Consider the following 12,829-nt stretch of genomic DNA (forward strand, 5'->3'; position numbering starts at 1 on the left):
CGACGCAACAAAAGCATCATAGTAATACTACAGTTGGTAACCCAATAAATCCATAATTACAGGTATACTTTTAATGGCTCTATCCTTGTTGAAATTGGATGCTAACTGTGGCAGTAACAATGCATTTTTACCACCATGTTTTGCTTTTTCACCTAGCTTTTTTCTTTCTGCTTGTGTGAAGTTGCTGAAGGTTCTTCGCATGAGTGGTAAGGCTTGTATAAAACTTTCTTCATCCAATTGTTGTACCCAATCATTCACAATCAACCATAAGTTTTCATCTATTAATAACAACGTACCACCACCTTTTAAAAAGCCCTCAAGCCACGCAGCAGTATCTGCAACAGGTAAGGCTTTGCTTAAACTGCTGTAGAATAATTGATGCAGTGGTTCATTTGTTAGGGCTTTAATATCCATGAGTTGCCTTGCTGCAAAGCCACGTGTCATAGGTGCTGCATTGTTTAAGTACGCCACTTTCATTAAGCATTGGTGCCACTCGTTTAGGTATTCTTTTTCTTGTAAAATTTGAATACTATGGTTAATGCTAGCACAATCTTCTGTGAGTTTATTAGCAGTTGCTTCGTCTATACCACAGCAGGCGATAGGCAGGCCGATGCAAACACGGGTAATCATGCTTTCAACAATATGGCGCACCATTTCTGCATCGGTTTTACGCACATTGCCATAGCGCATAATGCCTGCTAAACCTGGCAATACAGCCACTAGTTGAATGATATCGTTGGTGGCGGCAGCAACATCTTGAATGCGCTGTGCAATAGCTTGTGCAGCATTGGATAAATCGGCTGGAATAACCTGCTGTAGCAGCGTTGCAATTTGCTGTAAAGCAGTTTCTTGCCCGCACTGATGAATGAGCCAAGCGTTACTTGCTTCTTCTAGTGTATTGCCCCAAACGCCTTTCTCTATAATGTTGATAATAAATGAAGGATCCCACTGTAAGCGCCATTGCTCTTTAAAAGTACCCTTGCCACTTACATGGCTTTTGCTACCCCAATTGATGCCTAACAGTTGCAAACGATGTAAGAAAATACTACGTTCTAAATCGTTCTCTTTACGCAAGTCTAACATGTAGTCTTTAAAGTCAGCAGTAGCCGGTAAGCGAAGGCTTTTCTGTATTTTCTCGATGTTTACTTGAAGCGGCGGCTTAGGAATTTCTTCTGGCACCGTACCTATGCGATTGCTTACGATGAGCTCTTTGTTAATGAGTTGCATCATTAAAGATTCGCCATTGCAAAGCACACTTAATGTGGCTTCGTTTAGCTCGGGTAAACCTGCTTTAGGCAAGTTTCGTAAAGCTGCTAAAGATTCTGATAAGCGAACTGATTCTATGACATGAGCCACAGAAGTATCCATGCCATTTTTGCGAAATAGTGCTGCTACATTGGCCATCCACAAAGTGCCATCATCGGTAGGGTGCTGCCATACATGGTGGTACCAACCGGGTGATTCGATACCTGCACCATAGCCACTGTAGAGGCTTAATCTATCGTAGGTCCAAGGTATCCAAGTACATTCTATTTTAGTTTTTGGTAAGCCCTTCAATAAGTCGTTATCTTCTTTTGCTTTAGGCATATTGGTTAATGCAGGGCCATGCCAAGCACCACATATCACTGCAATATTTTGAAACATTTCTTTCTCTGCCTGACGAATCATTTTACGCATCCACGCCTCTCGTAATTGCTCTTCTTTGTCATGTTGTTTAGGGAAGCTTTCTCGTAAAGCTTGCATGGCTTCGTTAATGGCTGTAAATACTTCTTCGTTGTTTAAGCGATGCTCAAACATTGTTTCCCACCACCGTTCTTCGTCTACAAAACCATCTGCTTCTGCTAGGTATTGTATGGGGCTTTTAGTAGGCAAGGAATTAACTTCTTCTACTAAAAAGACATCATTATTTACTTCTGAAATATCTTCTTGCTGCTCAATACTTACTGCTGCCTTTTCATCTTTGATGGCTAGCCAATGCGTTAATGGCAAATCCATAAAACGTATATGAATATTGGCTTTTCGAGCATATTGAATGGCCTGCCACTCGGGTGAAAATTCTGCAAAAGGATAGTAAACAGATTGTTGAATATTATCTGTTTGGTAGGCTAGTATTGCTACTGGCGGCACAAGCTCAGTATGTGTAGCATATTGCAATAAAGCATCTGCTTCTGGCGGACCTTCTACCAATACAATATCTGGTTGCAGGTTTTCTAAAAATGCTTTTACATTTCTAGCAGAACCTGGGCCGTGGTGACGAATTCCTAAAATATTAACTCCCATACCCCTAACCCCTAAAGGGGAATTTTATATGTTTTGCTCTTGTAAAATAGTAAAACAATAGTTTGAAAATATTGTGTACTCACTACCCCTTTAGGGGCAAGGGGCCTACAAATCCCTGCAAGCTCTATATACATCTTTCCATTCATCTCTTGGTTTAATAACGGTTTCTAAATATTCCTGCCATACTATTTTATCTTGTACAGGATCTTTAATAACAGCGCCAATAATACCAGCAGCGAGGTCTGCGGCTTTTAGTTGCCCATCACCAAAATAGCCAGCCATTGCCAAGCCATTGTTTACAACAGAAATAGCTTCAGCTGTACTTAATGTACCTGTGGGTGATTTGATTTTTGTTTTACCATCTAGTGTTACACCATTGCGCAATTCTCTAAACATGGTTACAATTCTACGTATCTCTTGCAGGGCGGGCTTTTCAACAGGTAGTTCCATAGTTTTCTCGTAGCTTGCTACACGACGTTGCACAATGTCTATCTCTTCTTCTATGCTATCTGGTACAGGTAATATCACAGTATTAAAACGACGCTTTAAGGCGCTGGATAACTCGTTTACACCCTTGTCTCTATTGTTTGCCGTAGCGATAATATTAAAGCCACGAACAGCTTGTACTTCTGTATTTAGTTCTGGTACTGGTAGCGTTTTTTCTGATAGAATTGTTATCAAAGTATCTTGTACATCTGCACCTATACGAGTGAGTTCTTCTATGCGTACAATCTTGCCATTTTTCATGCCACGTATTACGGGGGTTTCTACCAAAGCCTTTTCACTTGGTCCTTCTGATAAAAGTCTCGCATAGTTCCAACCATAGCGAATAGATTCTTCACTTGTACCTGCTGTACCTTGAATAATTAAAGTACTATCACCACTAATAGCGGCTGCCAAATGCTCACTTACCCAGCTTTTAGCAGTACCAGGTAATCCATATAGCAGTAAGGCTCTGTCGGTAGTTAAAGTAGCTACTGCTATTTCCATCAAACGCCTATTACCAATGTATTTAGGTGTAATTTCAAAACCATTTTTAAGCTTGCCGCCTATTAAATAAGTAACTACCGATTGAGGTGTTAGTTTCCAACTAGCAGGTCGCTTACCTGATTCTGATTTTTGCAATTCTTCTAGTTCTTGTGCAAATAATTCTTCGGCATGTTGACGTAAGATGGTAGACATATAATTACTATGATTTTATTGAAATGATTGAATGGTTTGTTGTTTTAGGATTAGTAGCTTTTCAAGGTGTACTATAATATTGTTCCAGTAGTTACTAGCGTAGCCTTCAGTAGGTGTGCATTTGTCTAGCATATTAAGTGCCTGTATTGGTATTAAATGAATATGCTGGTTGTAAAAGTTTTTGTTGTAATTGTAAGGGTTAGCTGCTGCATAATTTAATATCAGCTGCGTTAATTCAGGTGACCATTCTACATCTCTATTGGTAGCGTGGTGTATAATGCTTTGCTCATTACCTTTAAAGAATTGCTTGCTGTAAAATTCCTGTTGTTGTATAGGTATCAATGGCAAGATATCTAGATAAAAAACATTGCTAAATTGCATCAATGCAATAGCCCATTGCTTACTTGAAAACCTTATGGTTGCTGTAACAATGGCCGATATAAACTTCTTGGTAGTATCTTCTTTTTGAAACAGTTCAATAATGTTTTGCGGCTGTAATTGCAAGTGTTGTTCTAGCGCTTTTGGTGGTACATGTTTTATCAATTGAAACACCATCCATTCATCATCGGTGAACTCTTTTTTATTACTTAAAGATTCTAGCCCATGTTGTTTCAATTGTGAAGGTATATCATTAGGTACTGCAATTTCTAACACTTGCTTAGATGATAAGCCAAACATGGTTTTCTCTTTTTTGAGTAATAGCGATTGCTGTAAAAAATATGTGTATTGATGTACGATAGTCGAGTTCGGTATTTGCTGTAATAGTTTCAATACATCCTCTTTTACCTTGCTGCTTTTTTCATTAGTAAGGCTTTCGAGCCATGGTACATCTGCATCTGAAAGGTTGGTTGCAAAGGCTTCTAGCAAACTTTGTTTAGAAGCTGCATTTTCTTGTGACCATGTTTCTTGTAACCATTCTCTAGCTTGCGTTGCGCTGGTTGTACGTAATTGTTGTAATACTGTTTTACGTTCATTAGCAGTGCCTCTTTGCCATAGCTCTTCATCACTAGTAGGTGTTGCAAATTGCCAAGCAGTATTAAATTGACTCAACCATTCGCCTCGATTACCAAAACAAGCAATATATTGTCTTAGAGACTTTTGTTGTACAGCTTTTTCAAATATATCAGGTAGCAATACAGGTGCTACAACTTGTTGTTTACTAGCGCACAATTGTAGCCACATAGCGAGTAGGCTGCTACTATCTTCATACAATATCTCTTTCAAAATATTGGTAGCATTACTATTGCAATAGGCTTGTATTTCTGCTTCGCAAATAGGAATGCTACTGTCTGCTTTAACAATAGGCTCTGTACCACAAAATGTATATTGATGAACAAGCGTAGCTATTTGTAAAAATTGTTCTTCTTTATCAATACCTGTGTTACTAGTGATGGTAGTAATAGCAGGCAATAAATTTTCATCCATCTCATTGGTAGAAATGGTTTGTTTATCTGTGCCTATTAAGGCGTTTTGTATTACCTGCTGCCACTCGTTCATGTGCTATATTTTATAAACTAATGTACGTGTCATTTGCCCATACACCAATTGGTAAAAAACTATGTTGTTGGGCTAATACAGCCATTTGTAAGCCTTGCCCACCGCTTATTGCAAGCAATTTCCAAATCACATTCTCTGCTTGGTGAATAGGCATAATAGCCTGTGATGCATCTTGTAAAAACCATTGATTATTGATGAATACAGGTGTTAGTTCTTGCACTATTAAAGGGCTAGTAGTAGTAAAAGGTAATTGTGCTTTTTGCGAAGCCAAAAACGCTGTTACTTCTTGCCAGTTGGCTAAGCCAATTGGGAACGCTATATGGGTACTGACTATTTGTTTTTTTATAATAGCTCTAAGTGGTACTATGGATGGAAAGAATACCAATTCAGCTTGTACACACACACCTGGTGTTAACGTAAATGTGATGCCTTGGCCACGAACGCTAAACTGTAATACCAATGCGTATTGCTTGCTGGTAGTGCCATACAGCCAACTGCGCTCAGTAGTTACGTTATCTTCTTCGGTTATTTGCTTACCTAATACTAACCAATGATCCTCAATACCTGATTGCTCTTTTAAGGCTTCTTGGTTTTGGGTAAATCCTATTTGCGTTTTGATATCAGCATCGTACAATCGCTTAGGTTCATCTCTATTTTTAAAAGCTGCAATAGCTAAATAAATATGTGTAAGTTGTTGTAAGAATTGACCTTCCCAGCCATCTTTATAAAAGTTAATGCTACCCAGCGATTTTACCATATTCGCTATGCCAGGCGCTTTTGCATCTATCATGCGTTTAGCCATATTATCAAAGGCAGCACTACCATCTTGTGGTAAATGAATAATGCCTTTGCGTACAATATCTTTCAACCAAAGTAATAGTTCACCAATGCCTTCTTCTACCAGTTGTTCTCTTGCTTGCAGGCACTTTGCTTGCGCTTCTTCATCTACAGGTTTGTTAACTTGCTCAGCTTTTTTTTCTACTTTTTCAGTTCTTTTTGCAAGCCAGTCAGCTACCCAAGCTGGTGCTGTAATATCAGTAAAGGCGGTACTTTGTCTAGCGTTAAACAATAGTAATCCCAAGCCATGCTTACAAGGAAATTTTCTACTTGGGCACGAACATTTAAACGCAAGCGATACAATATCTATCTGTGTTTGATAAGGCTTACTGCCACTACCTTGACATTCGCCCCAAATGGCTTGTTTATTCATGCCTTTACTCACCCATTTACTAGGTGTAGATAAGTCTTTGCCAGCCTTTTTTGAGGCTTCATCGGGTGCAAGTGCTAGTATTTGATCTTCAGTAAATTGCAATACAAAATGTTTGCGATGAAGATAAAAGGCAAAGAACACATCAACAAAAATCTATCATAGAATCTTTCTAAAAGAATCTTCTAATGGGTCAATCAATTCTTAATCTTTAATGTATAGCCGATTGTCTATGGGCTTTTGTCTTTCTTTATGTCCTTTACAAAAATCCTTGTGTTCTTCGCCTTTAGAAATCTTCCTGCTTCTTTCTGTCTTAGAGCCTTTGTGGCAAACAGCTCTCCCTACACCAAATTATTTAAGTAGTAATCATGCAAATGTTCCTTATCCATAAAGCGGTAAGGCACCCACTTCTTCTCTACTGGCAGGTACACCTCTACCGATGCCATATCTGGGAAAGTTTTATAGTCAAAGCGAGTGCTTGCAGTGCTTATATAACCAGTATAATACCACGCAATACCATTGGCTCTAGCAAAGTCTATTTTGTGTAGCATAATGCATTTACCCAAACTAAAACTGTGGTAGGCAGGGTGATACATGTTCATAATACCAGCTATAGTCGTAGTGCCCTTGTCAAAAATACCTACCGCTACAAGCATATCACCATTACGCACATGCACCATATACGAGTCAAAAGGATTGTCTAAATAAGGCTGGTGTAAGTACGAAGTACAAGTATCACTGGTAGAAAATGGTACATGATTGCTGTATAAGTTGTACAAAGCTTCCACTTCATCGGTAACTACTGCTGGTACTATATTTACGGTAAACCTAGCACATTTGTTACGTATGCTACGTGCTTGTTTGTTTTCTTTAATAGCCGCTACATTGGTACGCAACCAAAATACTGGTATGGCATAGCTATTCTCATCTGCCTGTGCCTGTACACAGGTAAACATCAAGTGCTGGGTTCGGTAGTAGCCCATCCTCAACATTACATCCAGTATATGCCCTTTGAAGCCTTCCTCATCTGCCCGTACACAATGTGCGTCTATTTCCATAATGTCTTGTCCTGAAATATGTTTACACAAAATTATTAAAGTGTAAATCATTTCAAGAGTCATTATTTAGAAGTCGCAACAGTATTTTAGTGAATCAGAGAAGAATTCAGCTGTCCAAGATTACTTGGAGAGTAAATTAAGCAAATAATTTATCTGGCAGAAGTACACTCGTGAATTAAAAGAGAATGGCACGTTAGTTAAATGGATGCGCCAATTAGGTTATGCCAAAGCAAGTATTAAAGCCAAAATGGTAATATTGCAACTAAGCGCATCATTATGGCAAAAAAGCAAGCATGAAATAAGATTTTGCCACCCATCAGTTAGAGAGAAGAATTCTTGATTTAAAGAAGCTATTGAAAGAAGCAGAACTTACAGCCATTGCCTTTTCTACCATGGTAGATAAAATCAAAAAAATATGGAAGAATTATTAATGAAAATAATCTGCTATTGTAAATTAAGAACAGGATTAATAAACAACCTGAAAACTTTTTTAGGACAAGACAATCGGCGTCATCCGTGTTCCTATCCCTAGGCTAGGCCATAAAAAAGCGACTAGTCATTACACTAGCCGCTTCTTTAAATATTAGTACCCAATGTTTTAGAAACTGTATCTATTATCTGCAATCATTTTAGCAGCAATACGTCTTCTAGCATCTTTACTGTTAAATGGTTCTACCTTGGTAAAGCGTTTAAGGCCAATGTGCATCATGCGTAATTCATCGCCTTCTGCAAAGCTGTTAAGGGCATCTTTACCAGCTTTGTTTATCTTATCAGCAGCATCGTAAATGTAAGTCTTTACAATATCTGCTTGTAGGGCAGTAGCGGCTTCGCCGTTTCTGTCAGCTAGTTTCATTAAGCGTAGCAAAGCACTTTCTGCATGAAACGTTTCTATCGCCATATCTGCTATGTTCATCAATACTTCCTGTTCTTTATCTAGGCTCATCATTAACTTTTGTACCGCAGCACCTGCTACCATTAAAATGGCCTTCTTAAAGTTAGCAATGTATTTTAGTTCTTTAGCAAAAGCACCTTCGTCCTCACTACCAAAATCAGGAATACTCATCAGTTCTTTCTGCACATTCATAGCCGGGCCCATTAGGTCTAGCTTGCCTTTCATGGCACGTTTAAGCACCATATCTACTGTTAGCAGGCGGTTAATCTCATTAGTACCTTCATATATGCGGTTAATGCGGCTATCTCTGTAGGCTTTGCTTATTAAATATTCATCGCTAAAACCATTACCACCATGTATTTGTACGCCTTCATCTACTACAAAGTCTAGCATTTCGCTACCATACACTTTAAGCATGGCACACTCAATGGCAAATTCTTCGGCTGCGCCTAGTAGGGCTTTGTTAAATGGTGTACCATTTGCTTCAAGGGCTTTTTCAGTATCATCTATCCATTTAGCGGTACGGTACAACGCACTTTCGCACACCCAAAGCTTAATGCACATATCGGCTAGTTTGTGCTTAATAGCGCCAAACTTAGAGATAGGTAATTTAAACTGTTCCCTCGTATTGGCATATTGCACACTCGTATCAGCAGCTCGTTTAGCACCACCAAGGGTAGCAGCATCTAGTTTTAAACGACCAATATTTAAGATGTTAAAGGCAATCACATGGCCTTTACCTATTTCACCTAGTAAGTTCTCTACAGGTACTTTACAATCTTGAAAATACAACTGCACCGTAGAAGAGCCTTTAATACCCATTTTGTGCTCTTCTGGTCCTTTTGTAAAGCCTTCAAAACCACGCTCTACTATAAAACCAGTGAATTTATCGCCATCTATTTTGGCAAAAACGGTGTACACATCGGCGAAGCCACCGTTGGTAATCCAGCATTTTTGACCATTCAAGATATAGCGTTTACCATCCTCACTTAGCACGGCTGTTGTTTTTGCGCTCAATGCATCGCTACCACTGTTTGGTTCAGTAAGGCCATAAGCCCCTTTCCACTCACCACTAGCAAGCTTAGGTATGTATTTCTGTTTCTGCTCCTCGGTACCAAAGTACAAAATAGGTAAGCTACCAATACCTGTATGGGCAGCAATAGCTACGCTAAATGAGTAGCCACCACCAAGGCCTTCGTTTACAATAGTAGAGGTTATAAAATCTTTACCCAAACCACCCAAGCTTTCAGGAAAAGAGGTAGATAGCAAACCTTGCTCGCCTGCTTTTTCCATCAGCGATGGCATTAAACCTAGCTCCATTTTATCTATACGGTCTAGTATTGGGTCAATTTCTGTATGTAAAAATTGGTGACACATATCCATAACCATGGTTTGTTCCTCATCAAAATCTTCAGGAATAAATGTATCGTGTGGATTACTTTCTTTAATAATCCATTCACCACCTTTTAGGGCTGTTGCAGTTTCTGTAGTAATACTCATGGCAAGAATATTTAAGTGTTATTGTAAATTATTTATGTTACCAACTTTTTGTTCTCTATTTAGCTTCGTTGCGTCGCACACTGCATCGGTTAGATTGTCTATTGGTCTTGAGGTTCTAGTCACAGTTACATCCAATACAACTAAACCATTCTGCTAAGTCACTTTTCAGACAAGATTATCATACACTTGCTGAAATACTTTCTTTACCACTTCAATCTCGTCTTTGCTTACACCTATCAACGCTTCGTTCATCGTTTGGTTGGCTAGGTCTATGGTTTGTTGCTGCAAGCTCTTAGCATTGTCTGTAAGACATACTAAGTTTATGCGCCTATCGGTAGCCGATGCGGTACGCTTTACCAATTGTTGCTTTTCTAAATTGTCTATCAGTCTTGTAATGCTTGGCTTGTCTCTAAATGTGCGATTGCATAGTTCTTGTTGGCTCAAGCAATCTTCTTTCCACAAGTGATACAAAATGCTCCATTGCTCTATTGTAATTTCAAGCCCGGCAGATCTAAAGTTTTTTTGTAAGCGTCGGGCAACAGCTGTACTAGCCATACCGTTTATGACGCTGTATAATTCTCCTCTTTTAAATTGGTTGTTTGGCATATAGTTGTTTATGCAACTAATCAAAGATAGAAACCTTTTTTAAATGCCCAAGAATTTTGTTGTTAAATTTTATAAGGTTTATTGGGGCTAAATTGTTTCTTTGTTAGTATGGTAGTATTTCTCGTTATCATGATAGTGTTTATGGCAATGTATTTATTTATAATGCTTACCTATCGTCATTGGTTTTTACAATTAAAAGTGTACCAGCCACAGCTGCCACAGCCAAGCACCAATTTTACCATTATCATCCCTGCACGCAACGAAGCGGCCAATATAGGCAACTGTGTATCCTCAATTTTACAGCAAAGCTACCCAAGCCACTTGTACGAAATAATAGTGATAGACGACCACTCAACCGACGAAACCGCAGCCATAGTAAAAGCATTACAAGCTACCAATAACAATATACAACTGATACAACTAGCCGATATTGTATTTGACCAACAACTGAATTCTTACAAAAAGAAAGCCATAGAAACCGCCATTGGTAGGGCCACTAAAGATTGGATTGTAACCACCGATGCGGATTGTGCAGCGCAACCAAACTGGCTAGCCTTGTACAACGACTATATAGTAAGTAATGAAGTGGTATTTGTAGGCGCACCTGTTGCTTTTACCAATGATGGCTCGGTATTAGCAGCTTTTCAGTGTATAGACTTTATGGCCTTGCAAGGCATTACGGCTGCTTCTGTATCGGCAGGGTTTCATGCTATGTGCAATGGCGCCAACTTAGCGTTTAAGAAAACCGTCTTTTACGAGGTAGAAGGGTATAAACATGTAGACAAAATAGCGAGTGGTGACGACATGTTTTTAATGAATAAGATACAAAACAAGTACCCTAAGCAAATAGGTTTTCTTTACCACCCACAAGCGGTAATAGCTACTTTGCCTATGCCTACAGTGCACACTTTTTTAAACCAGCGCATAAGATGGGCTAGTAAAACCAATAGCTACCAAGATGTACGCGTAGTAGTGATACTTTGGGCTATTTTATTGTTGAATATAGGGTTGGTATTAATGCCTTTATTGGCTGTGTGGCAACCAATGGTGTTATTATATTGGCTAGGGTTGCTAGCGGCTAAAACCTTTGTAGAGGCTTTGTTTGCAGTAGATATTGCTGCGTTTTTTAAGATAGAGTTGCGAGCTTGGCATTTATTGTTGCAATTTCCTCATATTGTGTACACCGCAATGGCTGGTACATTTGGGTTATTTGGCAACTACCAATGGAAAGGGAGAACTGTGAAATAACTAAGAACGGCTGAACCATTTTTTGTCATTCTCGGGCATCCAAGCATAAATAATCATGGCAACCATTACAATTAACAAAACTGGTAGTAATAAAATGTTTTTCATGTTATGAATTTTTATTTTCGACTAGCTTGGTTAATTATCGTTTAAACCATTCAAAAAATTTACTACTATAAATTTCACTAAATAATTATTTCCAATTTGTGCAAATAGGTAAAAACAATGCTACGTTCGGTAAACGCCTTTTTAAAAACAAAGGCGCTACTATTGGTTTGATACTGATAGCAATTAATTTGCTGCCTGCAGTGTTTGCTTATTTTTTTGCCCCAGATAATACAAGTAATGCTAACCGCATTATTGCCCAAATAGGCAGCAAGCAACCCGGCTTTAGCATACAGTTTTTACAGCTACCTAAAGAACAGCAAGTTCATACCTCTTTTTTTTCGCAATTGCTTAATGGTACTACCGATAATGCACAGTTTGTACCAATAACTAGCTATGCCATAAAAGGCGATAGTTTAATGTATGAGCAATTTGTAGATGATGGTATTACTGAGCAAAAAGCCATAAAAAGTACCGCAGCCATTAGTCAAAGCGTTACTAAACAAACCTTTTATTTAGGTACTGATAAATTTGGTAGAGATATTTTAAGCCGACTAATAGTAGGCACAAGGGTAAGCCTTGGTGTGGGTTTAATAGCTGTTATTATTTCGCTTTCAATTGGCATATTACTAGGCGCAATAGCTGGCTATTTTAAAGGCTGGGTAGATGATGTGGTAATGTGGTTTACCAATGTTATTTGGAGCATTCCTACACTCTTATTAGTATTTGCTATTACATTGGTTTTGGGCAAAGGTTTCTGGCAGGTATTTATTGCCGTAGGCTTAACGATGTGGGTAAATGTGGCTCGCCTTGTACGTGGGCAAGTATTAGCAGTAAGAGAACTAGAATATATAGAAGCCACTAGGGCGCTAGGTTATAGCCATACAAGAACCATTGTAAAACATATTTTGCCCAATATATTGGGTCCTGTAATGGTAATTGCGGCTAGTAATTTTGCCTCGGCCATAGTAATAGAAGCAGGCTTAAGTTTTTTAGGTGTAGGTGTGCAGCCACCACAGCCTAGCTGGGGCTTAATGATAAAAGAGAATTACAACTTCATTATCACACACAATCCTATGCTGGCTTTAGCGCCTGGTATAGCCATAATGCAACTAGTATTAGCGTTTAACTTACTAGGCAATGGCCTAAGAGATGCGTTGAATGTAAAGGCTAAGTTATAGAGGTGTTTTACCACATAGACACAATAGGTACATAGGTTTAAAACCCTGTTTATTCATTTTTAATAATTGCAACGTG

Annotated in this window: 9 protein-coding genes; 2 read left to right on the top strand and 7 right to left on the bottom strand. The window is 38.8% G+C overall.

Annotated elements, in window-relative coordinates:
* Positions 1-27: 27 nt before the first annotated feature.
* The 7 genes from ACT9TX_RS05115 to ACT9TX_RS05145 all read right to left on the bottom strand — a co-directional run bounded on the left by ACT9TX_RS05115 (position 28) and on the right by ACT9TX_RS05145 (position 10,222).
* Positions 28-2,280: a DUF5682 family protein gene (locus ACT9TX_RS05115; protein WP_481337149.1), complete on the bottom strand. Its 2,253-nt coding sequence runs from the start codon at positions 2,278-2,280 to the stop codon at positions 28-30.
* Positions 2,281-2,385: 105 nt separating this feature from the next.
* Positions 2,386-3,462 (bottom strand): ATP-binding protein, encoded by a 1,077-nt coding sequence (locus ACT9TX_RS05120; RefSeq protein WP_481337150.1) that lies wholly within the window; start codon positions 3,460-3,462, stop codon positions 2,386-2,388.
* Positions 3,463-3,477: 15 nt separating this feature from the next.
* The gene (locus tag ACT9TX_RS05125) at positions 3,478-4,959 is read right to left on the bottom strand and encodes a DUF5691 domain-containing protein (protein ID WP_481337151.1); all 1,482 of its coding nucleotides are present in this window, start codon (positions 4,957-4,959) and stop codon (positions 3,478-3,480) included.
* 10 nt (positions 4,960-4,969) lie between these two features.
* A complete protein-coding gene (locus ACT9TX_RS05130; RefSeq protein WP_481337152.1) occupies positions 4,970-6,271 on the bottom strand; it encodes an SWIM zinc finger family protein in 1,302 nt (433 codons plus the stop codon).
* Positions 6,272-6,507: 236 nt separating this feature from the next.
* Positions 6,508-7,275: a GNAT family N-acetyltransferase gene (locus tag ACT9TX_RS05135; RefSeq protein ID WP_481337153.1), complete on the bottom strand. Its 768-nt coding sequence runs from the start codon at positions 7,273-7,275 to the stop codon at positions 6,508-6,510.
* A gap of 547 nt (positions 7,276-7,822) precedes the next feature.
* Positions 7,823-9,616, bottom strand: a complete 1,794-nt coding sequence (locus tag ACT9TX_RS05140; RefSeq protein ID WP_481337154.1) for an acyl-CoA dehydrogenase family protein — start codon at positions 9,614-9,616, stop codon at positions 7,823-7,825.
* A 165-nt stretch (positions 9,617-9,781) separates the two neighbouring features.
* Positions 9,782-10,222: a MarR family winged helix-turn-helix transcriptional regulator gene (locus ACT9TX_RS05145; protein WP_481337155.1), complete on the bottom strand. Its 441-nt coding sequence runs from the start codon at positions 10,220-10,222 to the stop codon at positions 9,782-9,784.
* A 108-nt stretch (positions 10,223-10,330) separates the two neighbouring features.
* On the opposite strand from ACT9TX_RS05145, the gene ACT9TX_RS05150 reads away from it, so the two are divergent.
* Both ACT9TX_RS05150 and ACT9TX_RS05155 read left to right on the top strand, forming a co-directional pair.
* The gene (locus ACT9TX_RS05150) at positions 10,331-11,470 is read left to right on the top strand and encodes a glycosyltransferase (protein WP_481337156.1); all 1,140 of its coding nucleotides are present in this window, start codon (positions 10,331-10,333) and stop codon (positions 11,468-11,470) included.
* A 203-nt stretch (positions 11,471-11,673) separates the two neighbouring features.
* Positions 11,674-12,753 carry an ABC transporter permease gene (locus ACT9TX_RS05155; RefSeq protein WP_481337158.1) on the top strand — a complete coding sequence of 360 codons (1,080 nt, stop codon included), beginning with the start codon at positions 11,674-11,676 and terminating at the stop codon, positions 12,751-12,753.
* Positions 12,754-12,829: the final 76 nt, after the last annotated feature.

It is taken from the genome of Parasediminibacterium sp. HNIBRBA5674 (assembly GCF_056745525.1).